This window comes from Streptomyces sp. NPDC002176 (assembly GCF_044903645.1).
In the GTDB taxonomy this organism is placed as follows: domain Bacteria; phylum Actinomycetota; class Actinomycetes; order Streptomycetales; family Streptomycetaceae; genus Streptomyces.
This window is the reverse complement of sequence record NZ_JBJDQW010000002.1, coordinates 677,395-701,800: the sequence shown is the minus strand read 5'-3', so window position 1 is coordinate 701,800 and position 24,406 is coordinate 677,395. Positions and strand designations below refer to the sequence as shown.

The 24,406-nt window shown below is 71.2% G+C and carries 23 protein-coding genes; 14 read left to right on the top strand and 9 right to left on the bottom strand.

The window, feature by feature from the left end; all coding sequences use genetic code 11:
- Nucleotides 1-3 precede the first annotated feature (3 nt).
- The 6 genes from ACI2LY_RS11425 (at nucleotide 4) to ACI2LY_RS11400 (ending at nucleotide 4,168) form a co-directional block, all read left to right on the top strand.
- Nucleotides 4-1,311 carry a sensor histidine kinase gene (locus ACI2LY_RS11425; protein WP_404706958.1) on the top strand — a complete coding sequence of 436 codons (1,308 nt, stop codon included), beginning with the start codon at nucleotides 4-6 and terminating at the stop codon, nucleotides 1,309-1,311.
- Between the two features lie 25 nt (nucleotides 1,312-1,336).
- Nucleotides 1,337-2,056 carry a response regulator transcription factor gene (locus ACI2LY_RS11420; protein ID WP_404706957.1) on the top strand — a complete coding sequence of 240 codons (720 nt, stop codon included), beginning with the start codon at nucleotides 1,337-1,339 and terminating at the stop codon, nucleotides 2,054-2,056.
- Between the two features lie 107 nt (nucleotides 2,057-2,163).
- Nucleotides 2,164-2,349, top strand: a complete 186-nt coding sequence (locus tag ACI2LY_RS11415; protein ID WP_393915807.1) for a hypothetical protein — start codon at nucleotides 2,164-2,166, stop codon at nucleotides 2,347-2,349.
- Nucleotides 2,349-2,924, top strand: a complete 576-nt coding sequence (locus ACI2LY_RS11410; RefSeq protein WP_404706956.1) for a pilus assembly protein TadG-related protein — start codon at nucleotides 2,349-2,351, stop codon at nucleotides 2,922-2,924. Before ACI2LY_RS11415 ends, ACI2LY_RS11410 begins: the two co-directional genes overlap by 1 nt.
- Before the next feature lie 34 nt (nucleotides 2,925-2,958).
- Nucleotides 2,959-3,543 (top strand): hypothetical protein, encoded by a 585-nt coding sequence (locus ACI2LY_RS11405; protein WP_404706955.1) that lies wholly within the window; start codon nucleotides 2,959-2,961, stop codon nucleotides 3,541-3,543.
- A 7-nt stretch (nucleotides 3,544-3,550) separates the two neighbouring features.
- Nucleotides 3,551-4,168: an OmpA family protein gene (locus tag ACI2LY_RS11400; protein WP_404706954.1), complete on the top strand. Its 618-nt coding sequence runs from the start codon at nucleotides 3,551-3,553 to the stop codon at nucleotides 4,166-4,168.
- A 4-nt stretch (nucleotides 4,169-4,172) separates the two neighbouring features.
- Here the strand turns inward: ACI2LY_RS11400 and ACI2LY_RS11395 are convergent, their stop codons facing one another.
- Nucleotides 4,173-4,529 (bottom strand): DUF192 domain-containing protein, encoded by a 357-nt coding sequence (locus ACI2LY_RS11395; protein WP_404706953.1) that lies wholly within the window; start codon nucleotides 4,527-4,529, stop codon nucleotides 4,173-4,175.
- A gap of 81 nt (nucleotides 4,530-4,610) precedes the next feature.
- Between ACI2LY_RS11395 and ACI2LY_RS11390 the strand changes: the two genes are divergently transcribed.
- The 6 genes from ACI2LY_RS11390 to ACI2LY_RS11365 all read left to right on the top strand — a co-directional run bounded on the left by ACI2LY_RS11390 (nucleotide 4,611) and on the right by ACI2LY_RS11365 (nucleotide 11,383).
- Nucleotides 4,611-5,090 (top strand): GNAT family N-acetyltransferase, encoded by a 480-nt coding sequence (locus ACI2LY_RS11390; RefSeq protein WP_404706952.1) that lies wholly within the window; start codon nucleotides 4,611-4,613, stop codon nucleotides 5,088-5,090.
- Nucleotides 5,091-5,121: 31 nt separating this feature from the next.
- Nucleotides 5,122-5,904, top strand: a complete 783-nt coding sequence (locus ACI2LY_RS11385) for a class I SAM-dependent methyltransferase (RefSeq protein WP_404706951.1) — start codon at nucleotides 5,122-5,124, stop codon at nucleotides 5,902-5,904.
- 389 nt (nucleotides 5,905-6,293) lie between these two features.
- Entirely contained in the window at nucleotides 6,294-7,067 is a 774-nt protein-coding gene (locus ACI2LY_RS11380; protein WP_393915813.1) for an isoprenyl transferase, read from the top strand.
- 370 nt (nucleotides 7,068-7,437) lie between these two features.
- Nucleotides 7,438-8,763, top strand: coding sequence for a PhoH family protein (locus ACI2LY_RS11375; protein WP_388996146.1), 1,326 nt, complete (start codon nucleotides 7,438-7,440; stop codon nucleotides 8,761-8,763).
- Between the two features lie 401 nt (nucleotides 8,764-9,164).
- Nucleotides 9,165-9,881 (top strand): transglycosylase SLT domain-containing protein, encoded by a 717-nt coding sequence (locus ACI2LY_RS11370; RefSeq protein ID WP_388996143.1) that lies wholly within the window; start codon nucleotides 9,165-9,167, stop codon nucleotides 9,879-9,881.
- Nucleotides 9,882-10,024: 143 nt separating this feature from the next.
- Nucleotides 10,025-11,383 (top strand): AI-2E family transporter, encoded by a 1,359-nt coding sequence (locus tag ACI2LY_RS11365; RefSeq protein ID WP_404706950.1) that lies wholly within the window; start codon nucleotides 10,025-10,027, stop codon nucleotides 11,381-11,383.
- 21 nt (nucleotides 11,384-11,404) lie between these two features.
- Here ACI2LY_RS11365 and ACI2LY_RS11360 read toward each other — a convergent pair whose 3' ends face one another.
- Together ACI2LY_RS11360 and ACI2LY_RS11355 are read right to left on the bottom strand one after the other, a co-directional pair.
- Nucleotides 11,405-11,938 carry an alkyl hydroperoxide reductase gene (locus tag ACI2LY_RS11360; RefSeq protein ID WP_388996137.1) on the bottom strand — a complete coding sequence of 178 codons (534 nt, stop codon included), beginning with the start codon at nucleotides 11,936-11,938 and terminating at the stop codon, nucleotides 11,405-11,407.
- Nucleotides 11,939-11,941: 3 nt separating this feature from the next.
- Nucleotides 11,942-12,496, bottom strand: a complete 555-nt coding sequence (locus ACI2LY_RS11355; protein ID WP_135783929.1) for a peroxiredoxin — start codon at nucleotides 12,494-12,496, stop codon at nucleotides 11,942-11,944.
- Between the two features lie 135 nt (nucleotides 12,497-12,631).
- Between ACI2LY_RS11355 and ACI2LY_RS11350 the strand changes: the two genes are divergently transcribed.
- Nucleotides 12,632-13,600: a hydrogen peroxide-inducible genes activator gene (locus ACI2LY_RS11350; protein WP_404706949.1), complete on the top strand. Its 969-nt coding sequence runs from the start codon at nucleotides 12,632-12,634 to the stop codon at nucleotides 13,598-13,600.
- A 4-nt stretch (nucleotides 13,601-13,604) separates the two neighbouring features.
- Here the strand turns inward: ACI2LY_RS11350 and ACI2LY_RS11345 are convergent, their stop codons facing one another.
- The 3 genes from ACI2LY_RS11345 to ACI2LY_RS11335 are packed head-to-tail and all read right to left on the bottom strand — an operon-like array spanning nucleotide 13,605 to nucleotide 17,157.
- Nucleotides 13,605-15,950, bottom strand: coding sequence for an FtsX-like permease family protein (locus tag ACI2LY_RS11345; RefSeq protein WP_404706948.1), 2,346 nt, complete (start codon nucleotides 15,948-15,950; stop codon nucleotides 13,605-13,607).
- Nucleotides 15,947-16,636 carry an ABC transporter ATP-binding protein gene (locus ACI2LY_RS11340; RefSeq protein WP_404706947.1) on the bottom strand — a complete coding sequence of 230 codons (690 nt, stop codon included), beginning with the start codon at nucleotides 16,634-16,636 and terminating at the stop codon, nucleotides 15,947-15,949. The genes ACI2LY_RS11345 and ACI2LY_RS11340 overlap by 4 nt, the downstream gene beginning before the upstream one ends.
- The gene (locus ACI2LY_RS11335; RefSeq protein WP_404706946.1) at nucleotides 16,633-17,157 is read right to left on the bottom strand and encodes a PadR family transcriptional regulator; all 525 of its coding nucleotides are present in this window, start codon (nucleotides 17,155-17,157) and stop codon (nucleotides 16,633-16,635) included. Before ACI2LY_RS11335 ends, ACI2LY_RS11340 begins: the two co-directional genes overlap by 4 nt.
- Nucleotides 17,158-17,391: 234 nt before the next feature.
- Here ACI2LY_RS11335 and ACI2LY_RS11330 point away from each other — a divergent pair, with 234 nt between their 5' ends.
- Nucleotides 17,392-19,743, top strand: a complete 2,352-nt coding sequence (locus tag ACI2LY_RS11330) for a transglycosylase domain-containing protein (RefSeq protein ID WP_404706945.1) — start codon at nucleotides 17,392-17,394, stop codon at nucleotides 19,741-19,743.
- Between the two features lie 68 nt (nucleotides 19,744-19,811).
- On the opposite strand, the gene ACI2LY_RS11325 is transcribed toward ACI2LY_RS11330, so the two are convergent.
- The 3 genes from ACI2LY_RS11325 to ACI2LY_RS11315 all read right to left on the bottom strand — a co-directional run bounded on the left by ACI2LY_RS11325 (nucleotide 19,812) and on the right by ACI2LY_RS11315 (nucleotide 24,358).
- On the bottom strand, nucleotides 19,812-21,890 hold the full coding sequence (locus ACI2LY_RS11325) for a SpoIIE family protein phosphatase (RefSeq protein ID WP_404706944.1): 2,079 nt from the start codon (nucleotides 21,888-21,890) through the stop codon (nucleotides 19,812-19,814).
- Nucleotides 21,891-22,185: 295 nt separating this feature from the next.
- Nucleotides 22,186-22,875: a DUF402 domain-containing protein gene (locus ACI2LY_RS11320; protein WP_404706943.1), complete on the bottom strand. Its 690-nt coding sequence runs from the start codon at nucleotides 22,873-22,875 to the stop codon at nucleotides 22,186-22,188.
- Between the two features lie 94 nt (nucleotides 22,876-22,969).
- Complete coding sequence (locus tag ACI2LY_RS11315; RefSeq protein WP_404706942.1) at nucleotides 22,970-24,358, bottom strand: class II fumarate hydratase; 1,389 nt, start codon at nucleotides 24,356-24,358, stop codon at nucleotides 22,970-22,972.
- Between the last annotated feature and the right edge of the window lie 48 nt (nucleotides 24,359-24,406).

The following is a 24,406-nucleotide window of genomic DNA, read 5'->3' as shown; positions in this document are numbered from 1 at the left end:
GGAATGAGTACGGGGGGAGGTCGGGTCATGACGCGGAGGCCGGAGGCGGAGGGCGCTGATGCGGCCGGGCCGGGCGGGACACCGGTCGCCGGTCCCGGCCTTCCCGCGCCCTCCGAGGGGCTTCAGGTACGGGCGCTGCAAGCCGTGGGGCGGCAGGTGTTCGGGTTCCGGCTGGCGATGATCGTACTGGCGGCTCCGGCGGCGTTGCTCAACGCGGCGCCCGGACTCGGGGCCCGGCTGGTCGGCGCCGCCGTCGTCGTCACGTTCATGGTGTCGTACGTGCTCTTCCGCGACTGGGGACGCTTCGGACCCCTCCTGCTGCGCCACCCCAGCCTGCTCGCCGCCGACACCCTCTTCGGCTCGCTCCTCCTCGTCTCCGCCGGGCCGGACACCACCCTCGCCTACGTCAGCGTCTGCACCCCCCTGCTGGCCGGGCTCCTCTACGGCTGGCGCGGTGCCGCCTGCTTCGCCTCGCTCCAGTCGCTGATCCTGCTCCTCGTGCACGCCACCCTGGACGCCGGACGCCACACCGGGCTCGCCGAGACCCTGCTGCTGCCCGGCCTGTGCGTCATCACCGGCGCGATGGGCTCCACCCTGCGCAACCTGATGCTCCGGCTCGGCACCGCCACCCACGCCCTGACGGCCGTACGCGCGCGACTGGCCGCGGCGGAGGCCGTACAGACCGAACGGGCCCGCCTGGCCCGCGAGATGCACGACTCCCTCGCCAAGACCCTGCACGGCGTCGCCCTCGCCTCCGACGCCCTCGCCACCACCGCCTCGTCCGCCACCCCCGACCCCGCCCGGCTGCGCCAGGAGGCGGAACTGGTCGCCCGCTCGGCCCGCCGGGCGGCGGCGGAGTCCCGCGAACTCCTCACCGACCTCCGCGAAGAGGCGCCGCACGCCCCCCTGTGGCCGCAACTCAACCTCCAGGCCGCCGACTTCACGGCCCGCACCGGTCTCCCCGTCACCTGCCACCTCACCGGCGACCCGATCCCGCACCTCCCCCCACCCCCCACCCGCGCCCTCCTCGCCCTCACCGCCGAAGCCCTGGACAACGCCCACCGCCACGCCAACGCCACCCAGGTCGTCGTGACCGCGGGCGTCCAGAACGGCACCCTCTCCCTCTCGATCCACGACGACGGCAAGGGCCTCCCGGCGGGCATCACCCTCCAAACCCTGCGCGGCGCCGGTCACTTCGGGCTGCTCGGCATGGCCGAGCGAGCGGAGTCCGCCGGGGCGCGTATCCACATCGGCCGGGGCGACCACGCCTCCGGCACCGAGATCAGCGTCCAACTCCCCCTACCCGCCTGAGCCCAGCCCACGAAAGGAGACTCCGATGCGGTTCCCACCCCCCACCGACCCGCTGCGTCTCGTGGTCGCCGACGACAACCCCGTGGTCCGCGCGGGCCTCACCGCGCTCCTCACCGGCCGCGAGGACACCACCGTGGTGGCCGAGGCCGCGGACGGACGCGAGGCGTACGAGGCCGCGCTGCTGCACCGGCCCGACGTCGTCCTCCTCGACGTCCGGATGCCCGGCGTCGACGGAATCTCGGCATTGCCCCACCTGGTCCCGCTGGCGCCCGTCATGATGCTGACCTACAGCCACGAGACGGCGACCGTACGGGAGGCTCTACGGCTGGGGGCGGGGGGATATCTGGTGCACGGGGAATTCGGCACGGAGCAGTTGGTGCGGGCGGTGCGGGACGTGTGCGAGGGGCGTCCGCATGTGACACCGGGAGCAGCGAGGGCCCTGCTACCCCCCAGTGCGACTGCACACGCATCCTCCGAACTCCCCCACCCCCCTTGGGAGATGTCTGCAAAACCCCTTTCGCAACTGCAATCATCTATGGGACAGTCATTCCGGTCGAGTTTTCAACTGAGCACCAGAGAGGCGGAGATCATGGACCTCGTCGCGTCCGGCATGACGAACCATCAGATCGCCGCCACCTGCTTCATCAGTGAGAAGACCGTCAAGAACCACATCAACCACATCTTCGCCAAACTCCACACCACGAACCGATCCCAGGCCACCGCGAAGTGGTTAGGGGTGGCGTGACATGCGACCGACCCACTGGGCCCGAATTTGGGCCCACGGACCCTGGGCTTCCCTCTTCCCCCCGCCGTACGGTGCCCGGATCGGAGGCGAATCCGGAGGGGAACACCATGAGCGATCCGATCCTCAAGCTGCTGGTTGCCATGCAACGCCGCAGCGACGACAAAGGCCAGACCGCCGTGGAGTACCTGGGAATCATCGCGGTGGTGGTCGCGATCGTGCTCGCGGTGACGGGAACGAGTATCGGCTCGACGATCCTCGACAAGATCATGACGCAGATCAACAGAATCGTGTGATGTTCCCTCGCCGAGACGGCGACGCCGGGCAGGCCTTCCCCATCTACATCACGGTGGTGGCGGGCCTGCTCTTTCTTGCCCTGGCCTACCTGGCGGTCGGGCAGGCCGCGGTCAACCGGAGCGGCGCCCAGACCGCGGCCGACGCCGCGGCCCTCGCGGCCGCGCAGGACGCGCGCGACCAGCTGGCCGACGCCTGGTTGGACGACCTGCTCGATCCCACCAAGTGGGCTGACATCTTCGCCGGCACCGCGGACATCGACGACCCGTGCTGGCGGGCGGGCGAGTTGGCGGCGCAGAACGACGCGCAGCTCGACGGCTGCGACGGACTCGCACTGAAATACACCGCAGATGTCACGACCAACAAGACGGTCGGGCATTCCCTCGTGCCCGGAACGGACGACCTCAAGTCCAGCGCCTCCGCGAGCGCCGTGATCAAACCGCTCTGCACATTCGACCCGCCTGGCACGGGGCACGCGCTGCCCGCGCTCGATTGCGACGGAACCATCTGGCACCCGAAACCGGACGGCGACCTGCCCGGACCTGAAGACCTCTTTGACGTTCACCTGGCCGACTGACCAGTGAATGACCAGCGATGAAGGAAGCGGAGCGATGAGTATCGGATTCACTGCACGGGCTCGAAGGGGGGCGGTCGCCTTGGCCATCGCGACTGGTCTTGCCGTTGGCGTGGTGAGTTGCGGAGGTGGCGGCGACGACAAGAAGCCCGAGTCCTCGGCCTCGGCTTCCGCTTCCAGGGGCGACGGGTCGGGGCCGAGCACGCAGGAAGGTAAGTCGCAGGACCCGATCGCGGAACTACGGGGTCAGGACGGTCTGCTGCTCCAGGTGGTCTCCGCCGACCGCGATTCAGGCGGCTTCGTGACCGTCAACGGGAACCTGAAGAACGACGGCGCGAAATCGCTCGTCATCCCGTCCGGCCTCCGCGGTGACGAGACCGAGATCGTGCAGCACGGAACCTCACTCGGTGGCGCGACCCTCGTGGACCCCGGGGGGAAGAAGCGCTACTACGTACTGCGGGACACCGATGGGCGGCCGCTGACGACCACCGGGCTGACGACGATCGAGTCGGGCCAGACCATCCCGGTCTTCCTCCAGTTCCCCGCCCCGCCCGCCGGTACCGCCGAAGTGACCCTTCAGCTGCCGACGTTCTCCAGTGCCCCCATCAAAATCTCCGGCTGAGGCCAAAGTGACCACCACCCGTCTCGCCCGCCTCCTCGCGACCGCCGCGACCGCGGCCCTTCTCACCCCCCTGACCCCCGCCCACGCGGACGGCCCCAGCGAACCCCCCGGCACGGAGCCCAGCGCGGCCGCGCCCGTCGAGGTGGACGCCACCGATCCGGATCTGAAGCTGCCGGAGGGCGCCACGCTCGCGGGGGCGAAGGTGCTGGACATCAAGTCCGTCGTCGAGGACCAGAGCGGGGACGAGCGCCGCGAGGACACCAACGCCGACGTCACCTTCGCCCTCCAGGCGGAAGTCCTCTTCGGCAAGGACAGCGCCAAGCTCGGCCCCGACGCCCGCGCCCGCATCACCGCCATCGCCGCGGAGATCGAGAAGCAGAAGGCCACCCGCGTACGCGTCTTCGGCTTCACCGACGACCTCGGCTCCGCCGCCCACGGCGACGTCCTCTCCAAGCAGCGGGCCAACGCCGTACAGGCCGTACTGGACCAGGACCTCAACGCCCCCGACGTCACCTTCGAGGTACGCGGCTACGGCGAGCAGTACCCCATCGCCGACAACTCCACCGAAGCGGGCCGCAAGAAGAACCGCCGCGTGGAGGTCTCCTTCCCCCGCACCGCCCAGTGACCCCCTACCCGACCGACACCCGCACCCCCGCCACCAGCCCCCACCCCGCCATCGCCCCGGCCCCCGCCTCCAGTACGTGCCGGGACCGTAGCCGGTGCAGCCCCAGGCGCCCCGGCTCCATCGTGCGCACGGCCAGCACCCGCAGCGAACGGTCCAGGTACGCCACGTCGATGGCCATCCGCATCCCGAACGTGTGCACACTCGCGGCCGGTGACAGCAGCAGCGCCCCCTCGACCGAGTCCCGCCCGAGCAGCCCCCGGGTCCGCGCCCGGTAGGACACCGCGAACTCCAGCGGCACGCATAGGTCTCCCTGCCGCCGATGGACCGTCAACATCCCCCGCCCGTCCCGCCAGCGCCCCATCCGGCCCCACCTCCGCCGGGACCGTACCCACCGTCCACACGCCCCACGCGGTTGTCAGTGCCCCCTGCCACACTCCGACGCATGACAGCCGAGCCCGAAGACGTACGCCTGCGCGGCGTGACCGAGGACGACCTCGAACTCTTCCTCGCGTTCGAACACGACCCGGAAGCCGTCCGCAGGTCCCGCTTCACCCCGCGCCCCAGGGACGCCTTTTTCACCCACTGGCGCACCCGCGTCCTCCCCGACCCCGACTGCCTGGTGCGGACGGTCATCGTGGACGGCGAGGTCGCGGGCAACGTCGTCTCCTGGACGCAAGGAGGCAGACGCTTCGTCGGCTACTGGCTGGGCCGCCCCTACTGGCGCCGCGGCATAGGCAGCCGCGCCCTCGGCCTCTTCCTCACCGAGGACCCCGCACGCCCCCTGCACGCCGACCCCTCCGCAGGCAACACCGCCTCGATCGCCCTGCTGGAGAAACACGGCTTTACGCGGATGGGGGAGCCCGACGAGGAGGGGTTCATACTCCTGGTCCTGGAAGGAGGCCCGGCCGCGAAAACCCCGTGACCCCGAGCCCCGGCTCCAGAACCATGCCCTCATGGACAGGACTTTCGAGGACTTGGTGACCGAAGGCGCCGCCGTGCCCACCGACGGCTGGGACTTCTCCTGGTTCGCGGGCCGGGCCACCGAGGAGCGGCCGGAGTGGGGCTACGCCCGTGCGGCGGGGGAGCGGCTGGCGCGGGCGGAGGCCGCGCTCGACCTCCAGACCGGTGGCGGCGAGGTGTTCGACTTCGCGCTGCACCAGGCCGCCCCGGCCCGCCCCACCCTGCTCGCGGCCACCGAGGGCTGGCCCCCGAACGCGGCCAGGGCGACCGCGCTGCTCGGCCCGCGCGGGGTGGTGGTCGTCGCCGCACCGGACGGCACGCCCCTGCCCTTCGCCGACGGCGCCTTCGACCTGGTGCTGAGCCGACACCCCGTGACCCCCGACTGGCCGGAGATCGCGCGGGTGCTGCGGCCGGGCGGTACGTACTTCGCGCAGCACGTCGGACCGGCGAGCGCGTTCGAGCTGGTCGAGTACTTCCTCGGGCCCCAGCCGGAGGCGGTGCGCGGGGCCCGGCACCCCGAGCGGGAGCGTGCGGGGGCGGAGGCGGCCGGGCTGGAGGTCGAGGAGGTGCGGACGGCGCGGCCGCGGATGGAGTTCTACGACATCGCCGCCGTCGTGCACTTCCTGCGCAAGGTGATCTGGATGGTGCCGGACTTCACCGTCGAGGCGTACGAGGACCGGCTGCGCGCGCTGCACGAGCGGATCACGGCCGACGGTCCGTTCGTGGCGCACAGCGCGCGGCATCTCCTCGTGGCCCGGAGACCGGTCGTCGCTTAGCGGAATGGTCAAGTCACCGTTCGTCGGCGGGGTCGTCCTTCGGGGGGACCCGGGCGGCGCTCGGGGGAGACCACTGAAGTGGCGTAAAAACCTGATGATCGTTCGCTGAGAGGACGGATCGCCTGGGAATCCGATGCGAATCGGCCACCACGCACCCCTGAACCAAGCATTCCGGGCGCACCGGGGCGTCGCCGGGCGACTCCGCAGAGTAGTTGTGGCGCGCCGGGTCGCGCTTTGGCCCTCACAAAGGGTTATGGTGGAAACCCCCCCTCGGGCCGGTCCGTATCCCCCCCCCCACGGACCGGCCCGTTTTTCTTGGGCGCGAGGCTCGCGGGTAGGCTCGGCCCCCGCGGGGACCGCAACCGCGGCCGTTCTGGAGGGGCTCTCACGTGAACCTGCGCGACAAGCTGCGCTCCCTGCTCGTCAGGCTGTACGCACGCCGGGTGGAAGGCCACCTGGACCACGCGGCGGTGCCGGAGCACATCGGCGTCATCATGGACGGCAACCGCCGCTGGGCGAAGGCCGCCGGGTCCAGCACGGTCCACGGCCACCGGGCCGGTGCCGAGAAGATCGAGGAATTCCTCGGCTGGTGCGACGAGACCGACGTCAAGGTCGTCACCCTCTGGCTGCTGTCCACGGACAACTTCGACCGGCCGCAGGACGAGCTGGGCCCGCTGCTGGACATCATCGACGGGGTCGTCCGCACCCTCGCCGAGGACGGCCGATGGCGCGTGCACCACGTCGGCACCCGCGATCTCCTGCCCGCCGGGATGCAGCAGACCCTCAAGGAGGCCGAGGAGGGCACCGCCCACGTCGACGGCATAGTGGTCAACGTCGCCATCGGCTACGGCGGCCGCCAGGAGATCGCCGACGCGGTGCGCTCCATGCTGGCCGACGCCCAGGACAAGGGCGTCACCATGGCCGAGCTGACCGAGTCCGTCGACGTCGACATGATCGGCCGCCACCTCTACACCGGCGCCCAGCCCGACCCCGACCTGGTGATCCGCACCAGTGGTGAGCAGCGGCTCTCCGGGTTCATGCTCTGGCAGACCGCCCACTCGGAGTACTACTTCTGCGAGGTCTTCTGGCCGGCCTTCCGCAAGGTCGACTTCCTGCGCGCCCTGCGCGACTACGCCGCCCGGCACCGCCGCTACGGCGGCTGACCGGCGCCCCGCGCCCGCACCAGAACACACCACGCACCCCGTCGGCACCGTCCGGCGGGGTGCTCCCGTGTACCCGGCCTCGTCCGGAAGTAACAAGGAGTTCACCGGCCTGCCGGTGGCCGCTTCTGCATGGTCGCGCGAGTTCGAGGGCATAACGCTCTCAGGCCGACACCCGAACCACGGGCGTCGGACTCAGCGGGCGGCACGGGGTCGCCCGCCCGGGAGGCCCTTTGCACCAGCCCGACCGTGCGTCGCACGCACGGAAGCAGCCGCGGAGGGCCGGTTCCAGGCCCGCCGCACGCGGGGGCCTGAGACCGGTCCAGTTCCACTTCGTCGCTCCCCGACCTCATCCGAGGGGGTACGTCCTTCCGTGGTGACCAGCACAAAGCGCCACAAGCCCGACCGGCGCACCTATGTTCTCGACACCAGCGTCCTGCTGGCCGACCCCAACGCCGTGACCCGGTTCGAGGAGCACGAGGTAGTGCTCCCGATCGTCGTGGTCACCGAGCTGGAGGCCAAGCGGCACCATCCCGAGCTCGGTTATTTCGCCCGCCAGGCCCTGCGCCTGCTGGACGACTACCGGGTGAAGTACGGCCGTCTCGACGCCCCCATCCCGATCGGGGAACTCGGCGGGACCGTGCGTGTCGAGCTCAACCACTCGGACCCCAGCGTGCTGCCCAGCGGCTACCGCCTGGGGGACAACGACTCCCGCATCCTCGCGGTGGCCCGGAACCTCCAGGCAGAGGGATTCGACGTCACCGTCGTGTCGAAGGACCTGCCGCTCAGGATCAAAGCGTCCTCGGTCGGTCTGCTGGCCGAGGAGTACCGCGCCGAACTCGCCATCACGGACTCCTCCGGCTGGACCGGCATGTCCGAACTGACGCTCCCCGGTGAACAGGTGGACATCCTCTTCGAGGAAGGCCATGTGTTCGTCCCCGAGGCGTCCGAGCTGCCCGTGCACACCGGACTGACCATCCAGTCCGAGCGCGGCAAGGCACTCGGCCGCGTCACCCCGGAGGGCAACGTCCGGCTGGTGCGCGGCGACCGGGAGGCGTTCGGCATCAAGGGCCGCAGCGCCGAGCAGCGCATCGCGCTCGACCTGCTGCTCGATCCGGACGTCGGCATCCTCTCCATGGGCGGCCGCGCGGGCACCGGCAAGTCGGCGCTGGCGCTGTGCGCGGGCCTGGAGGCGGTGCTGGAGCGCCGTCAGCACCAGAAGGTGATGGTCTTCCGGCCGCTGTACGCGGTCGGCGGGCAGGAACTGGGATATCTGCCGGGCAGCGAGTCGGAGAAGATGGGCCCCTGGGCCCAGGCCGTCTTCGACACGCTCTCGGCGGTCACCAACCGGGAGGTCATCGAGGAGATCACGGCGCGCGGGATGCTTGAGGTCCTCCCGCTCACCCACATCCGCGGCCGCTCGCTGCACGACGCCTTCGTGATCGTGGACGAGGCGCAGTCGCTGGAGCGCAACGTGCTGCTGACGGTGCTCTCCCGGATCGGCGCCAACTCGCGGGTGGTGCTCACCCATGACGTGGCGCAGCGGGACAACCTGCGTGTCGGCCGCTACGACGGCGTGGTGGCCGTCGTGGAGAAGCTGAAGGGGCATCCGCTCTTCGCGCACGTCACGCTCAACCGGTCCGAAAGGTCCCAGATCGCGGCGCTGGTGACCGAAATGCTGGAGGACGGCCACATCTGACCCGTCATCGGACAGCCGCAGACGCCGCCCGGAGAAGCCGAAGAGCTTAGCCGGGCGGCGTCTGCGTGCGCTGGTATTTCCGGAATTCCCTTGGGCCAAACGAGGTGTGAGCTTTCACACGCAACCCGGAATTGCCACTCGCCGCCGGGTTACGGCAGAGTCTCAGTCCTGTCAGGCCCCGCATACGACACACCTGTACCCCGAGGCACGTTCCAGCCCCCCGGCAGGCGCGATCCACGGAGCAAGTCGCCAACTCCATAGCGTCGTCGTATGCCGCCCGTGCATCACGCGGCGCTCCCCGTGCGGGAGTTGCCCACCGGGCCCGTGTCTCCTGTGACCCTTCAGTTGGGAGGCCAGTGTCGGGGGCAAGATTGCGTCCGCCACGGTCACCGAAGCGGGCGATGCTGGAAGGAAACCGTGTGAGCCGGATTTCGGTCCGGGGATTCGCAGTGGCCTCCGCCACCGCGGTCACCGCCGTAGGAAGCGTCGTCGGAGTTGCCTCGGGCAGCGTCGCGCAGAACAACGACGCCGAGCCGACGGCCGCCGACACCACGCTCCTCGCTGAGCTCCCCGCGGATCAGCAGGCGCAGGTCCAGACCGCGTCCCTGACGCAGCAGGCCGACGCGCAGGCCATCGCGGCCGACGCGAGCGCCAAGAAGGACGCCGAGGCAGCGGCCCGCAAGGCCGCCGCCGAGACGGCCATCGCCAAGAAGGAGGACGCCGAGAAGGCGGCCAAGCTGGCGAAGGAGCGGGCCGAGACCAAGGCCGCCGCCGCCAGCCGTGACGATGTCCGCGACGCCTCCAGCTTCGCCCCCCAGGGCAGCTACTCCGTCTCGCAGATCCAGGCCATGGCCCGTCAGATGGTGGGCGCCGGCCAGTTCCAGTGCTTCAGCAACATCGTCGACCACGAGTCGAGCTGGAACTACCGTGCCGTGAACGCCTCCTCCGGTGCCTACGGTCTCTTCCAGGCCCTGCCCGGCTCCAAGATGTCCTCGGTGGGCGCCGACTGGCAGACCAACCCGGCCACCCAGATCAAGTGGGGCCTCAACTACATGGACAGCCGCTACGGCAGCCCGTGCGAGGCGTGGACCTTCTGGCAGGCCAACCACTGGTACTAGGCCGCTTCCTGATACCCGGCCGCGCGCAGCCCCTCCCCCTCCCGGGGTGAGGGGCTTTCGCACGGTACGGTCGTCCTCGCACGGCTTCCCGGTGTGACGCAGCGCGCCGGAGTGCGCCCGGGACGCGGGGGAAGGGTACGGACATGACGCGAATGCCAGGATGGCTCGGACGGCTCGGTGCCGGACTGACCGAGATGAGCGAGCGCCTGGACGAGCGCCGCGCCGAGGTCCAGAAGGAGCACGCCGGACCCGAGGGCCCCCCGGAGGCGGTGGCCGTCCCCTCGCCCCGCCCCGCTCCGCCCACCCCGCGCCCCGACCCCGCGCACGCCGTGCCGTGGGGAGTCCGGGTCGCCGCCGAGGCGGGCTGGCGGCTGCTGGTCCTGGCCGGCACGGTCTGGGTGCTGATGCGGGTCATCAGCGCCGTCCAGCTCGTGGTGTTCGCGTTCGTGGTCGCCCTGCTGGTCACCGCGCTGCTCCAGCCGACCGTGGCCCGGCTGATGCGGTACGGCATGCCGCGCGGTCCGTCGACGGCGCTCACCGCCATATCGGGCTTCGTGATCATCGGGTTGCTGGGCTGGTTCGTGACCTGGCAGGTCATGGAGAACATCGACACCCTCTCCAGCCAGCTCCAGAACGGCATCGACGATCTGCGCAACTGGCTGCTGAAGAGCCCGTTCCATGTCACCGACAAGCAGATCAACCAGATCGCCAAGAACCTCCGCGAGGCCGTCGGAGCCAACACCGAGCAGATAACTTCCGCCGGTCTCGAGGGAGTTCAGGTCGTCGTCGAGGCGCTGACCGGCATCCTGCTGGTCTTCTTCTCCACGCTCTTCCTGCTGTACGACGGCAAGCGGATCTGGGAGTGGTTCCTGAAGCTGGTCCCCGCCGCCGCCCGTCCGGGCGTGGCCGGTGCCGGTCCGCGCGCCTGGGCCACCCTGACCGCGTATGTGCGCGGCACGGTGCTGGTCGCGCTGATCGACGCCATATTCATCGGACTCGGGATCTACTTCCTCGATGTGCCGATGGCGGTGCCGCTGGCGGTCTTCATCTTCCTGTTCTCGTTCATCCCTCTGGTCGGCGCGGTCGCCTCGGGCGCGCTCGCCATCGTCGTCGCGCTGGTGACACAGGGCGTGTTCACCGCCCTGATGACGCTGGTGGTGGTGCTCGCGGTCCAGCAGATCGAGGGGCACGTCCTCCAGCCGTTCATCCTGGGCCGGGCGGTGCGGGTGCATCCGCTCGCGGTGGTCCTCACGGTCGCGGCAGGCGGCATGGTGGCGGGCATCGGCGGCGCGGTGGTGGCCGTACCGCTGGTCGCGGTGACGAACACGGTGGTGGGGTACTTGAAGCGGTATTCGGCGGAGCAGCACTACCCGACTCCGGCTTCGGACGATTCAGCCGGTCCGGCGCTCGAGGACGAGGCCGGTCAGGCCGAAGGGGGGTCCGGGGGCACGGCCCCCGAGGACGCCCGCGAAACCACCGAAGGCCCCGCTCACCAGGTGTGAGCGGGGCCTTCGGGCGGGGTACTACTCGGCGAGGACGGCCTCGGCGTCGAGGGTGACGCCGACCGCCTGGACCACGGAGGCGATCTTGAACGCCTCCTGGATCACGTCGCGCTCGACACCGGCCTTGCGGAGCACCTGCTCGTGCGAGTCGAGGCACAGACCGCAGCCGTTGATCGCGGAGACCGCGAAGGACCACAGCTCGAAGTCGACCTTGTCGACGCCGGGGTTGCCGATGACGTTCATCCGCAAGCCCGCGCGCAGGGTGCCGTACTCGTGGTCCGACAGCAGGTGCCGGGTGCGGTAGAAGACGTTGTTCATCGCCATGATGGCGGCGGCGGACTTGGCCGCGTCGTACGCCTCGGGCGAGAGGTTGGCCTTCGCGTCCGGCTCCAGCTCACGCAGCACGATGGGGGAGCGCGAGGCGATCGCGGTCGCCAGCACGGTGCCCCAGAGCTGCTGGGCGGGGAGGTCGGAGTTGCCGATGACCGAGCCCAGGTTGAGCTTCAGGTCCTTGGCGTAGTCCGGGACGCGGGACTTCAGCGAGTCGAGGGACATGGGTCACTCACCCGCCAGCAGCGCGACCGGGTCGAGGGTGTCCTCGCCCTTGCTCCAGTTGCACGGGCACAGCTCGTCCGTCTGGAGGGCGTCGAGGACCCGCAGGACCTCCTTGGGGTTACGGCCGACGGACCCGGCGGTCACCATGGTGAACTGGATCTCGTTGTTCTGGTCGACGATGAAGACGGCGCGCTTGGCGAAGCCGTCCTCGCCCTCGATGCCCAGGTCGCGCATCAGCTCGTGCTTGGAGTCCGCCATCATCGGGAACGGCAGGTCGGTCAGGTCCGGGTGGTCCTTGCGCCAGGCGTGGTGGACGAACTCGGAGTCACCGGAGAAGCCGAGGACCTGCGCGTCACGGTCGGCGAACTCGTCGTTCAGCTTGCCGAAGGCGGCGATCTCGGTCGGGCACACGAAGGTGAAGTCCTTGGGCCACGCGAAGACGATCTTCCACTTGCCCTCGTAGGTCTTGTGGTCGATCGTCTCGAACTCCTTGCCCTTCTCCAGCGAGACGCAGGCGGTCAGTTCGAACTCGGGGAACTTGTCACCGACAGTGAGCACGTACTCTCCTTGCAGCGCGGGGACAGCCCGGATCGCGGGATGTCTCCCATGGGTTGGACTGGGCCGATGGTGGCACAGGGTGGATTGATTAGTGAAATAGCTACACTCGGTCTGGTTGATCGGAGGTGGCTATCAGTGACCATCAGTAGTGGCAAGCGGAAGCAGCCGACCCTGGCGCAGCTGCGTGCCTTCGCCGCGGTCGCCGAACACCTGCACTTCCGGGACGCGGCCGCCGCCATCGGGATGAGCCAGCCCGCGCTGTCCGGGGCGGTCGCCACGCTGGAGGAGACCCTCGGGGTGGCCCTGGTGGAGCGTACGACCCGCAAGGTGCTGCTCTCCTCCGCCGGGGAGCGGCTCGCGGTGCGGGCCAAGGCGGTGCTGGCCGAGATGGGCGCGCTGCTGGAGGAGGCCGAGGCGGTCCGGGCGCCCTTCACCGGGGTGCTGCGGCTCGGCGCCATCCCGACCGTCGCCCCGTATCTGCTGCCGACCGTGCTGCGTCTGGTGCACGAGCGCTATCCGCAGCTCGACCTCCAGGTGCATGAGGAGCAGACCGCCAGCCTGCTGGAGGGGTTGCACTCCGGGCGGCTCGACCTGCTGCTGCTCGCGGTGCCGCTCGGTGTGCCCGGGGTGAGCGAACTCCCGCTGTTCGACGAGGACTTCGTGCTCGTCACCCCGCTCGGCCATGACCTCGGCTGTCGCAGCGGCATCCCGCGCGAGGCGCTGCGCGAGCTGAACCTGCTGCTGCTGGACGAGGGGCACTGCCTGCGCGACCAGGCGCTGGAGATCTGCCGGGAGGCCGGGCGGGAGATCCGGGGCGGGGGCGCGGCCCCGGTCACCACGACCGCCGCCGGGCTCTCCACCCTGGTCCAGCTCGTCGCGGGCGGCCTCGGCTGCACCCTGCTGCCGCGCACCGCGATACGGCTGGAGGCGACCCGGGGCAGCAAGGTCCTCACCAGCTCCTTCGCCGGTCCGGCCCCGAGCCGCCGGATCGCCCTCGCCATGCGCACGGCCGCGGCCCGCTCCGCCGAGTACGAGGAGCTGGCCGCGGCCCTGCGCGAGGCGATGAGCCCGCTGCCCGTACGGATCGTGGGCGCGGCGGACTGACCCGCTACTCGGTGCGCAGTCCCTCGGGGCGGGTCATGCGGAGCAGTGGCGGCAGGGTGAGCAGGGTGACCGCGAGCACCACGCCCGCGCCGACGCCGGTCAGCGCCAGCACGTCGGACCAGAGCACGGTCACCTTCGCCGCCGACATCCGCAGCAGCACCGCGCCCAGGCCCACGCCCACCACCGCGGCCAGCAGCAGGCCCAGGGTGATCGGGAGGGCCGACTGCCACAGCACCGACAGGCCGAGCGTGCGGCGCCGGGTGCCGAACGCGACCAGTGCCGACAGCAGTCTGCGCCGCTCGCGCAACTGCTCCAGCTGGGAGACCAGCAGGCTCGCCCCGATCAGCACCAGCACACAGGACGCGCCGATCAGCATGCCGGTGCGCAGGGAGGTGTACCGGGCGGACGTCTCGGTCGGCGTCACGGCCAGGATGTCCGAGACCGGGTCGACCCGCGCGGCGGTGTTGCGCACCTGGTCCTGTGCGTCCGGCACCGCCGGGTCCGTCCGTACGTGGACCACGCCGAGCAGGGCCGGTTCGGCCGCCTCGGGCAGGGCGGCTGGGGTGACCAGCAGTCCGATGGCGCCGGGCATCAGCGAGTCCTCGCGGGGCATGGCCCAGCGCAGGTGCTCGGGGACGGTGATCGGCACCGCGAGGCCGGGCTGGTCGGCGAACCCGGGATCGATGTAGGACTGGCGGCCGGGGCGCAGCACGCCGTCGCGGTACGAGGGGTCGTACGACGTGTCGGACTCCGGGCCCTCGTTGGCGAAGACGTCGCCGTCGTGGCAGGACGGCAGCCGCGCCACCTCCCGCAGCGAGGCGCAGTCGCCCACCACGACGTCGTACGAGACGTCCGCGTTCTGCGGCGTCGCACCGAGCGAGGCCGTGGCCAGCCCGACCGACGCCCGCACTCCCCTGGTCCGGGCGACCGCGGCGGCGGCCGGACCGACCCGGGTGTGGTCGGAGAGGTCGATCTCCAGCTCGGCGCGGGACGGGTCCCGCCCGGTGTCCCGCACGTACTGGCTCTGCACGCCCGCGAACAGCATCTGGAGCGCGATGGCACCGGCCACCGCGACCGCGACGCCGTTGACCGTACGGGCGGCCGTACCGCTGCTCAACTGAAGCCTGCGTACGGCCAGTTGCCAGGACAGCGGGCCGGAGCCGAGCCGGGCGACGGCGCGTTCGACCAGCCAGGGGAGCAGGGCGGTGACGCCGATCAGGAGCAGCAGGACACCGGCGATGACGAGGTACTGGTTGAAGTCGCCGTGGGAGCGGCCCTGGCCGATCATCGGGTAGAGCGCCGCCAGACCGGCCAGCGGCAGCAGCAGCCGCCACCACAGCCGACGCCGGGCGGGCACGGCCGTACGGACCACGCCGAGCGGTTCGACGACCACGCCGCGCATGGCCAGCAGCGTGACCAGCACCGCGCACGCCGGGACCGCGAACGCGACCAGCAGGACGAGCAGGGGAGAGGGGTCGAGGTAGGCGGGATAGAAGCTCTCGCCCATGATCGTCACCGAACCCGCGGCCTGCCGTCCGGCCAGGAAGAGGCCGGTGCCGATGGCGAGTCCGATGAGCGAGCCGGCCAGCGCCTCGCCCGCCGCGATCCGCCGGGTGGTCCGGCTGTCGGCGCCCACCAGCCGCAGCGCGGCCAGCCTGCGGTCGCGCCGCTCGCCGCCGAAGCGCACGGCCGCGGCGATGAACACCGCGACCGGCATCAGCAACGCCACGAACACGACCAGCATCATCATCAGCAGGACCGGGTCCATCTGTTCGGGCTCCGGCTGCGGTTCGCCGAAGGAGCGCAGCCGTTCCACGCGGGCGCCGGGTGTCCCGGGCTTCAGTCCCTCGGCGCCCGCGAAGTAGACGAGTTCGCGCGGGCCGAGCAGCCCCTTCGCGCCGATGGTCCCGGTGATCCGGTACGGCAGCCGCTCGCGGAGCAGTCTCGCGTCACCGGAGGCGAGCAGCCTGCCCAGCTCGGGGGAGACCAGCATCTCGCCCTTGGCGGGCAGGCGGCCGATGCCCGGCGGCAGCGGGGCCTTCGGGCCCTCGGGTTCGAGCAGGCGCCCCCGGATGGGCTTGGCCCGCCACCAGGTGTCGGTGGCCGCCAGCAGTAAGGTGTCGTCGCCCTTGGGTCGCGGGTGCGCGGCGAACGTGTTGTCGGTCCGGGCGTTCTCCACCTTGTGGCGGGCGGAGATCACACCGGGCAGCGCGGTGGTGAGCAGCAGCAACGCCACGCCCATCCCGACGCCGACCGCGGTCAGCGCCGTACGGACCCACCCCTCGCGCCCCCCGGTCACGGCGAACCGGGCCCCCATCCCCAGGTCTCGGGCGAACTGCCGCATGCTCATGCGCTGTGCTCCATGTCCCGTGACCGGCCGTCGCGCACGACGATCTCGCGGTCGGACCAGGCCGCCACCCGTGCCTCGTGCGTGACGAGGACGACGGCCGCGTTGGTCGAGCGGGCGGCGTCGGTGAGCAGTTCCATCACGCGCTCGCCGTTGAGCGAGTCCAGCGCGCCGGTCGGCTCGTCGGCGAACAGCATCCGCGGGCCGGTGACCAGTGCCCGCGCCACCGCGACCCGCTGGCCCTGGCCGCCGGAGACCTCGCCGGGCCGCTTGCGCCCGAGGTCGTCCACCTCCAGGCGCTCCATCCAGGTGAGCGCGGTCCGTTCGGCCTCCTTGCGCGGGGTGCCGTTCAGCCGCAGCGGCAGCGCCACGTTCTCCACGCAGGTCAACTCCGGTACCAGCTGGCCGAACTGGAAGACGAAGCCGAACTCGCCACGCCGCAGAGCGCTGCGCTCGGTGTCGCTCATCGTGGTCAGCTCGCGTCCGGCGTACCTGATCGAGCCGGAGTCGGGCCGGACGATCCCGGCGAGGCAGTGCAGCAGGGTGGACTTGCCGGAGCCGGAGGGGCCCATCACGGCGACCACCTCACCGGGGTGGACGGAGAAGGCGGCGCCGTCGAGGGCGGCCGTCGGTCCGTAGGACTTGCGCAGATCGTGGGCGACGAGCAGGGAGCCGTCGGGCGGGGTCATGCGACCACCTCCGTGCGAAGTTTGTCGAGGCGTGCCGCGGTCAGTTCCAGCCATCTGAGGTCGGCCTCCAGATGGAACAGGGCGTGGTCGCAGATCAGTTGGTCGGCCAGATCGCCCTTGCGCTTGCGGTCGGTGAGGACGCGCATGCTGCGCAGGTGCTCGGCGCGCTGGGTGTCGAGGATGTCGGCGGCGTCGCGGTGGGTCAGCAGAGCGAGGACGACCTTGGTGAACAGGGTCGAACGGAGGTAGTCCTCCGGCTTCTCCGGGCTGGACAGCCAGTGCTCGACGTCCGTGATGCCCGCGTCGGTGATGGCGTAGCGTTTCCGGTCGGGCCCGTCGCCCGCCTCGATGCCTTCGACCTCCACGAGGCCGTTCTTCAGCAGCCGGGACATGGTCGCGTAGACCTGCCCGTAGTGCAGCGGCCGGTCGTGGCCGAAGGTGTCGTCGAAGGCCCGCTTCAGGTCGTAGCCGTGCCGGGGGCCGGACTCCAGGAGCCCTAGAAGGGTGTGACCAATGGACATGGCGAGCACTCTACACACGGTGTATACACCGTGTGTAGAGCGGGTTCCGGAAGGGGAAAGTCCGCTTTTTCGGGCATTCCCCCAGGCAACCCCGGACCCTTCCAGCCCGTCGGTTCCTTTGGGGTGGGTGCTCATTCTCACGTCCGTAAAAGAGTGGATCGGACGCTCTTTGTCACATAGAGGGGTGTTAGCTTTCGGAGCTGACCCCGAGACGGAAGCGGAGCCAAGGGACCCATGGGACGAGCGGACGAGAGACGAGCGCGACAGCGCGGCGGCCACCGCGCGGCACCCGGACGCCGTTCACCAGCCCCGGCCACCGACGGCTCCGACGGCTCCGGCGGCAAGCCCGCCAAGGGCCGAATACGGCGCCTCTTCACCTGGAAGAAGATCGTCGGCACGGTCTTCGCGCTCTGTCTGCTGTGCATGGGCGCCCTCGCCGCGCTGTACCTGTCGGTCGACGTGCCCGCGGGCAACGCGGCCGCCCAGCGGCAGAGCAACGTCTACAAGTACAGCGACGGCACGGTCCTCGCCCGCGACGGCGAGGTCAACCGCGAGATAGTCGACCTCTCCAAGGTGCCGCGCAAGGTCCAGCTGACCTTCGTCGCCGCCGAGAACAAGTCCTTCTACACCGACCCCGGCGTCGACCTGAAGGGCACCACCCGCGGCATCCTCAACACCCTCGCGGGGCGCGGCAAGCAGGGTGGCTCGACCATCACCCAGCAGTACGTCAAGAACTACTACCTGAGCCAGGACCAGACCGTCTCCCGCAAGCTCAAGGAGATGGTCATCTCGCTGAAGGTGGAGCGCGAGAAGTCCAAGGACGAGATCCTCGCCGGGTACATCAACACCAGCTACTACGGCCGCGGCGCCTACGGCATCCAGGCCGCCGCCCAGGCGTACTACCGCGTCGACGCCCAGGACCTCACCGTCGAACAGGGCGCCTACCTCGCCGCCCTCCTCCAGGCCCCCAGCCAGTACGACTGGTCCACCGCCACCCCGACCGGCAAGCGCCTGGTCACCGACCGGTGGAACTACGTCCTGAACAACATGGTCAAGGAGCACTGGCTCGACCCGACCAAGCGCGCCGCCCTGAAGTTCCCGGTGCCCAAGGAGCCCAAGGGCGCCCCCGGCATGGAGGGCCAGAAGGGCTACCTGGTCCAGCTGGCCAACTCCCAGCTGCAGAACCAGCTGATGAAGCAGGACGGCATCTCCCGCTCGGAGGCCGAGGCCAAGGTCGATGGCCAGGGCTGGACCATCACCCTCAACGTCGACCGCAAGAAGCAGGCCGCGCTGGAGAAGTCGGTCAAGTCCCAGCTCACCAGCAAGCTCGACCCGAAGCGGCGCCCCGTCGACGCCGACGTCCAGGCCGGGGCGGCCTCCGTCGACCCCAGGACGGGCCGGATCGTGGCCCTGTACGGCGGCCGTGACTACTACGACCACTTCTTCAGCAACGCGACCCGCCGCGACTACCAGCCCGCCTCCACCTTCAAGCCGGTCATCCTCGCGGCCGCGCTGGAGCACGGCGCCACCACCCAGAGCGGCACGCTCATCGGCGCCGACACCGTCTACGACGGCACCAGCCGCCGCCAGGTCCTCGACCACGGCTCCCGTGTCGGCTTCGCCCCGCCCAACGAGGACGACGCGGACTACGGCCCGATCACCGTCCAGACGGCCATGAACAAGTCCGTCAACTCCGTGTTCGCGCAGATGGGCGTGGACGTCGGCATGGACAAGGTGATGGACACCGCCAAGCGGCTCGGCATGGACACCGAGGGCATGCAGGCGGTCCCCGCGCAGACCCTCGGCTCCATGGGCGCGAGCCCGCTGGAGATGGCGGGCATGTACGCCACCCTCGACAACCACGGCCGCAAGGTCACCCCGAGCATCATCAAGTCGGCGGAGCAGCAGGGCCGTCCCGTCCAGCTGCCCAACCCCGTCGGCGAGCGGGTGCTCGACGGCACCACCGCCGACACCGTGACCTCCGTGCTCACCGGCGTCGTCGACGACGGCACCGCACGCCAGTCCGTGGCGAACAACCCGCGCCGGGACGGGCAGCAGGTCGCGGGCAAGACCGGCACCTCCGACTGCGACCGCTCGGCCTGGTTCACCGGTTACACCCCCGATCTCGTCACCTCCGTCGGCCTGTTCGGCGAGGCGCACAAGGACGGCGGTACCGGCTGCGAGGGCGAGAAGGTCAAGAAGTTCGCCCATGTCTCGCTCAAGGGCACCATGGGCGACGGCCGCGTCAACGGCGGCGGGCCCCCCGCCCGGATCTGGGCGGCCTACACCTTCGGTGTGACCCGCGAGGCCGACTTCGACCTCGACACCACCCAGGGTGCCGCCGTCGCCCCGACCCCGCCGCCGACTCCCACCGAGACCCCGTCCCAGACGCCGTCGGAGACCCCGAGCAGCGAACCGCCCACCTCGCAGGCCCCGTCCGAGACGCCCAGCGAGACCCCGAGCGAGACGCCGACCACGACGCCTCCCACCCAGAGCCCGAGCGAGACGCCGACCACGCAGCCGCCGTCCGGCGGCTTCACCCCGCGCAACCCGTTCGACCCGGCCCAGCGGGACGACGGCCAGTAGGAGACACGCACACACGAAGGGCGCCCGGCAGCACGCCGGGCGCCCTTCGCGTCGTACCGGACGGGGGGTCAGCCCCCGTGCAGCTCGAACCAGACGACCTTGCCGACGCTCAGCCGGGTCGCGCCCCAGCGCCGGGCCAGCTTGTTGACCAGATACAGACCCCGGCCGCCCTCGTCGGTGGCGCGCGCCTGGCACAGCCGGGGCAGCTGCGGCACATCGTCACCGACCTCGCAGCGCAGCACGTCCGTACGCAGCAGCCGCAGCGTCACCGGGCGCGTGGTGTACCGCACCGCGTTGGTGACCACCTCGCTGACCAGCAGCTCCACCGAGTCCGTGAGGTCCTCCAGACCCCAGTCGGCCAGCGCGGCGCGGGCCAGCCGACGGGCCTTGCCGGGGGCCGCGTCCTCCGCGTCCAGCGACCAGTACCGCACATCGTCGGACGCGATCCCGTCGAACCGGGCGGCGAGCAGCGCGATGTCGTCGTCCCGGTCGCCGGGGCCCAGCATGTCCAGCACCTCGTCGCACAGCGCCTCCAGCGGCGGCGGGTGGTCCGGGCCGGTCAGCTGCGCGGTCGCGGTCAGCCGCTCCCGCAACTGCTCTATGCCGGTCCAGACGTCCCTGAGCCGGGACTCCACCAGGCCGTCCGTGTACAGCAGCAGCGTGGCACCGGCGGGCGCGTCCAGCTCGACCGCCTCGAAGTCCACCCCGCCGACGCCGATCGGCGCGCCCGGCGGCACCCGCAGCACCTCGGCGGTGCCGCCCAGGTGCAGCAGCACCGGCGGCGGATGCCCGGCGTTGGCGATGGTGATGCGGTGCGCGACGGGGTCGTAGACCGCGTACATGCAGGTCGCCATGCGGTCGGTGCCCAGCCGCTGCGCCTGCTCGTCCAGGTGGTGCAGCACCTCCTGCGGAGGCAGGTCCAGACCGGCCAGGGTCTGCGCGGTGGTGCGCAGCTGGCCCATGATGGCGGCCGAGGTCATGGAGTGGCCCATCACATCGCCGACCACCAGCGCCACCCGGCTGCCCGGCAGCGGGATCGCGTCGTACCAGTCGCCGCCCACCCGGGCCGTCTCCGCCGCGGGCAGATAGCGCGAGGCCAGCCGCACACCGGTGGGGTGCGGGAGGGTCTCGGGGAGCATGGTGCGCTGCAACTCGTCCGCGATGTACGCCTCGCGGCCGTACAGCACCGCCTTGTCGATGCCGAGCGCGCTGTGCGTGGCGAGCTGCGCCGCCACCAGCAGGTCCTCCGCCTCGAACGCCAGCCGGTCCGGACGGCGCAGGAACACCGCCGCGCCGATCACCCGGCGCCGCCCGCGCAGCGGCGCGAGGATCGCCCGCTGCCCGGACGGTACGACCGCCTCGCCGTCCTCACCGAGCAGCTCGGGCAGCGCGGCACGGGCGGCGGGGGTGTCCGCGAACACCGGGCGCACCCCGCGCAGCACCTCGTTCAGCGCGCCGCCGGGGCGCACCTCGCACAGCTCGGCGGTCAGCGCGGCCGGACCCGAGAGCGCGGCCAGCGCCGACGGCTCCGCGTCCGGCTCCGGGAACGCGGGCGGCAGCAGCAGACCCTCGGTCTCCCGCTCGTCCGGAATCCGGTCGGTACGGCGCAGCCGCAGCACCACCGGCCCGGTGGGCCGCTCGTCGCCGACCGGCAGCGGATCGCGCAGATAGACCAGGATCGCGTCCGAGAAGGTGGGCACCGTGGCGCGGCACAGACCCATCACGATCTCGTCCAGGTCGAGACCGCGCGCGATGCGCCGGGTGGCCGCGCCGACGAACCGCAGCCGGTCGCCGTCGCGGCGCATCGGCATCGGGCGTCCGGGCGGGCCACCGCGGCCGGTGCGCCGCTCCGGGCCGCCCGGAGCGCGCTCCTGCTCGGCGCCCGGCTGGGCGGGAATGGACTCCGGCGCGGGCCTCGGACGGTGTTCCCCCACGCTGGACTTCGCGCGCGCGGGAGGTTCCCCCATGGGCTCGGCGGCGGCAGGCTGCGAGTGCTCAGGGCCGTTGACTGGGCGCTCCTTCTTCTTGTTCTTCCCCGTGCCCGCGCCGCCCCGTGCCTGGGCCGGGGCACCCAGCAGCGCCCCGCGCGCGGCGGGGTCGACGCCCGGCTGGGGGCGTCCGCAGGAGGAAGTGGGCTGCTCCGTCACGCGTGTCGAATCCGTCCGTCCGGGGCTGCGCGCCGGGCGCGCAGGAGATGCCGCCGAAGTCCCGATACCCGGATCACGTGCCCCAGGAACGGAATTCCCGCGTGGTCGGCAGCAGTTTCCCCCGCCGGGGCGAACCCCGCGGTGGCCGTGCCGCCGTCGCTCTCGTACCCCTCGCTCACGTGCTGCCGCCCCTCGGTGACATATGGTCAGGCTCTGCGCAGACTCCGGTAGTTGTACCTCGATGCCCTTGCGGAGGACGATCCTACGGTTGTGGTCCGGGGGCGCATCAAGGGTCTCATGAGGACACGTGCGCGGGCGTACGGTCCCAGTCGTCGGGAAGCGCGGGCACCGACCAGCTCGGATCGGGCCGCCAGTCCTGCCAGCCGTCCGTGAAGGGCGGCCCCCACGCCTGGATCATCTCCACCGCCCGCCGTCCCGCCGCCCGGACCCCTTCGGCGGTCTCCGCGTCCATCAGGCCGTCCCGCAGCGCCTGGGCGAACTCGTCCTCGTCCCGCCAGTGCCAGGTGCGGTCCGGGTGGACGGAGATGTCCAGGAAATGGTCCTCGGAGTCGACCCCGCCTGCCCAACGGGCGAGCGGCTGCTCCAGGTTGACGTACCAGTTCTTGAAGCGCCAGCCCGGTTCCCAGAACAGCCACACCGACCACGGCTCGCCGGGCCGGGCCAGCTTCAGCACCCCGGTGCCGAACCACCGGTCCCGCCGCACCACACGCGGCTTGGTGTAGCGGGACTCCAGCGGCTCCAGGTGTACGGGCGTGCCGTCGGCCAGGACCGGCTTGACGCACTCGGTGCCGGGGGCCAGCCACACCGCGAGCAGCTCGGCGTCGTCCCGGACGACGGTGACCGGACGCGCGATGTGGAACGCGTCGCCCGCGTTCTCCCGGTACCGCCACAGGATCGGGGTGCCGGGCGTCCAGTACGCCGTAGGGGCCGCTTCCGCTCGTCTCACCGCTTCGTCGTCCGTCATGGACAGATATTAGGTGCCGGAAGCACCCGATGCCCCGGTGCGCGTCACCCTTCCGGACAGGTGGCGGGAAATCGGCGGAGCTGTTCGCGGGCCGTCACGGGCGTGTCATCCGCAGGACATCCAGCGCCTCGTCCAGCTGCTCCAGCGTCAGGTCGCCGCGCTCCACATAGCCGTCCTCCAGCACCACCTCACGGATCGTCCTACGTTCCGCGAGCGACTTCTTGGCGATCCGCGCGGCCTCCTCGTAGCCCAGGTAGCGGTTGAGCGGGGTCACGACCGAGGGGGAGGACTCGGCGTACTCGCGGGCGCGTTCGCGGTCGGCGGTGATGCCGTCGATGGTGCGGTCGGCCAGCAGGCGGGAGGCGTTGGCCAGCAGGCGCACCGACTCCAGCACGTTCTTCGCCATCACGGGGAGCATCACGTTCAGCTCGAAGTTCCCGGCGGCACCGGCCGTGGCGATGGTGGCGTCATTGCCGATGACCTGCGCCGCGACCATCAGCACCGCCTCCGGGACGACCGGGTTGACCTTGCCCGGCATGATCGAGGAGCCCGGCTGGAGGTCGGGCAGCCGGATCTCGGCCAGGCCGGTGCGCGGGCCGGAGGACATCCAGCGCAGATCGTTGGCGATCTTCGTCAGGCCGACCGCGATGGTCCGCAACTGGCCGCTGGTCTCCACGATCCCGTCCCGCGCCCCCTGCGCCTCGAAGTGGTCGCGGGCCTCGGTGAAGGGCAGCCCGGTCGCCCGCGCCACCTCCTCGATGACCGCCGCCGAGAAGCCGGGCGGGGTGTTGATCCCGGTGCCCACCGCCGTGCCGCCGAGCGGGAGTTCGGCCAGCCGGGGCAGCGCGGAACGCAGCCGCTCCACGCCGTACGTCACCTGCGCCGCATAGCCGCCGAACTCCTGACCCAGGGTCACGGGGGTCGCGTCCATCAGATGCGTGCGCCCCGCCTTCACCACGTCCGCGAACTCCTCCGCCTTGCGGGTGAGGGCGGCGGCCAGGTGTTCCAGCGCCGGGATCAGGTCGTGGACGACCGCGGCGGTGGCCGCGATGTGGATCGAGGAGGGGAAGACGTCGTTGGACGACTGGGAGGCGTTGACCTGGTCGTTGGGGTGCACGTCCCGGCCCAGCCGCTCACCGGCGAGGGTGGCGATGACCTCGTTGGCGTTCATGTTGGAGGAGGTGCCGGAGCCGGTCTGGAAGACGTCCACGGGGAAGTGCTCGTCCCAGGTGCCGTCCGCGACCTCGGCGGCGGCCCCCTGGATCGCGTCGGCCACGTCCCGGTCCAGCACGCCGAGGTCGGCGTTCACCTTCGCCGCCGCGCCCTTGATCCGGGCCAGCGCCTCGATGTGCGCCCGCTCGAGGTGCTGGCCGGAGATAGGGAAGTTCTCGACGGCGCGCTGGGTCTGCGCGCGCCACTTGGCGTGGGCGGGGACGCGGACCTCGCCCATGGAGTCGTGCTCGGTGCGGTACTCGTCGGTCATACCCGGTACAGCGAACGGGGGCGCCGTGATGTTCCTGGGCTCGGCCGG

Excerpts from the sequence above, each read along its gene's own strand:
- ACI2LY_RS11425 (WP_404706958.1), top strand. The coding sequence starts at position 4 with ATGAGTACGGGGGGAGGTCGGGTCATGACGCGGAGGCCGGAGGCGGAG.
- ACI2LY_RS11420 (WP_404706957.1), top strand. The coding sequence starts at position 1,337 with ATGCGGTTCCCACCCCCCACCGACCCGCTGCGTCTCGTGGTCGCCGAC.
- ACI2LY_RS11415 (WP_393915807.1), top strand. The coding sequence starts at position 2,164 with ATGAGCGATCCGATCCTCAAGCTGCTGGTTGCCATGCAACGCCGCAGC.
- ACI2LY_RS11410 (WP_404706956.1), top strand. The coding sequence starts at position 2,349 with ATGTTCCCTCGCCGAGACGGCGACGCCGGGCAGGCCTTCCCCATCTAC.
- ACI2LY_RS11405 (WP_404706955.1), top strand. The coding sequence starts at position 2,959 with ATGAGTATCGGATTCACTGCACGGGCTCGAAGGGGGGCGGTCGCCTTG.
- ACI2LY_RS11395 (WP_404706953.1), bottom strand. The coding sequence starts at position 4,529 with ATGGGGCGCTGGCGGGACGGGCGGGGGATGTTGACGGTCCATCGGCGG.
- ACI2LY_RS11390 (WP_404706952.1), top strand. The coding sequence starts at position 4,611 with ATGACAGCCGAGCCCGAAGACGTACGCCTGCGCGGCGTGACCGAGGAC.
- ACI2LY_RS11385 (WP_404706951.1), top strand. The coding sequence starts at position 5,122 with ATGGACAGGACTTTCGAGGACTTGGTGACCGAAGGCGCCGCCGTGCCC.
- ACI2LY_RS11370 (WP_388996143.1), top strand. The coding sequence starts at position 9,165 with ATGCTGGAAGGAAACCGTGTGAGCCGGATTTCGGTCCGGGGATTCGCA.
- ACI2LY_RS11365 (WP_404706950.1), top strand. The coding sequence starts at position 10,025 with ATGACGCGAATGCCAGGATGGCTCGGACGGCTCGGTGCCGGACTGACC.
- ACI2LY_RS11360 (WP_388996137.1), bottom strand. The coding sequence starts at position 11,938 with ATGTCCCTCGACTCGCTGAAGTCCCGCGTCCCGGACTACGCCAAGGAC.
- ACI2LY_RS11345 (WP_404706948.1), bottom strand. The coding sequence starts at position 15,950 with ATGAGCATGCGGCAGTTCGCCCGAGACCTGGGGATGGGGGCCCGGTTC.
- ACI2LY_RS11340 (WP_404706947.1), bottom strand. The coding sequence starts at position 16,636 with ATGACCCCGCCCGACGGCTCCCTGCTCGTCGCCCACGATCTGCGCAAG.
- ACI2LY_RS11335 (WP_404706946.1), bottom strand. The coding sequence starts at position 17,157 with ATGTCCATTGGTCACACCCTTCTAGGGCTCCTGGAGTCCGGCCCCCGG.
- ACI2LY_RS11330 (WP_404706945.1), top strand. The coding sequence starts at position 17,392 with ATGGGACGAGCGGACGAGAGACGAGCGCGACAGCGCGGCGGCCACCGC.
- ACI2LY_RS11320 (WP_404706943.1), bottom strand. The coding sequence starts at position 22,875 with ATGACGGACGACGAAGCGGTGAGACGAGCGGAAGCGGCCCCTACGGCG.
- ACI2LY_RS11315 (WP_404706942.1), bottom strand. The coding sequence starts at position 24,358 with ATGACCGACGAGTACCGCACCGAGCACGACTCCATGGGCGAGGTCCGC.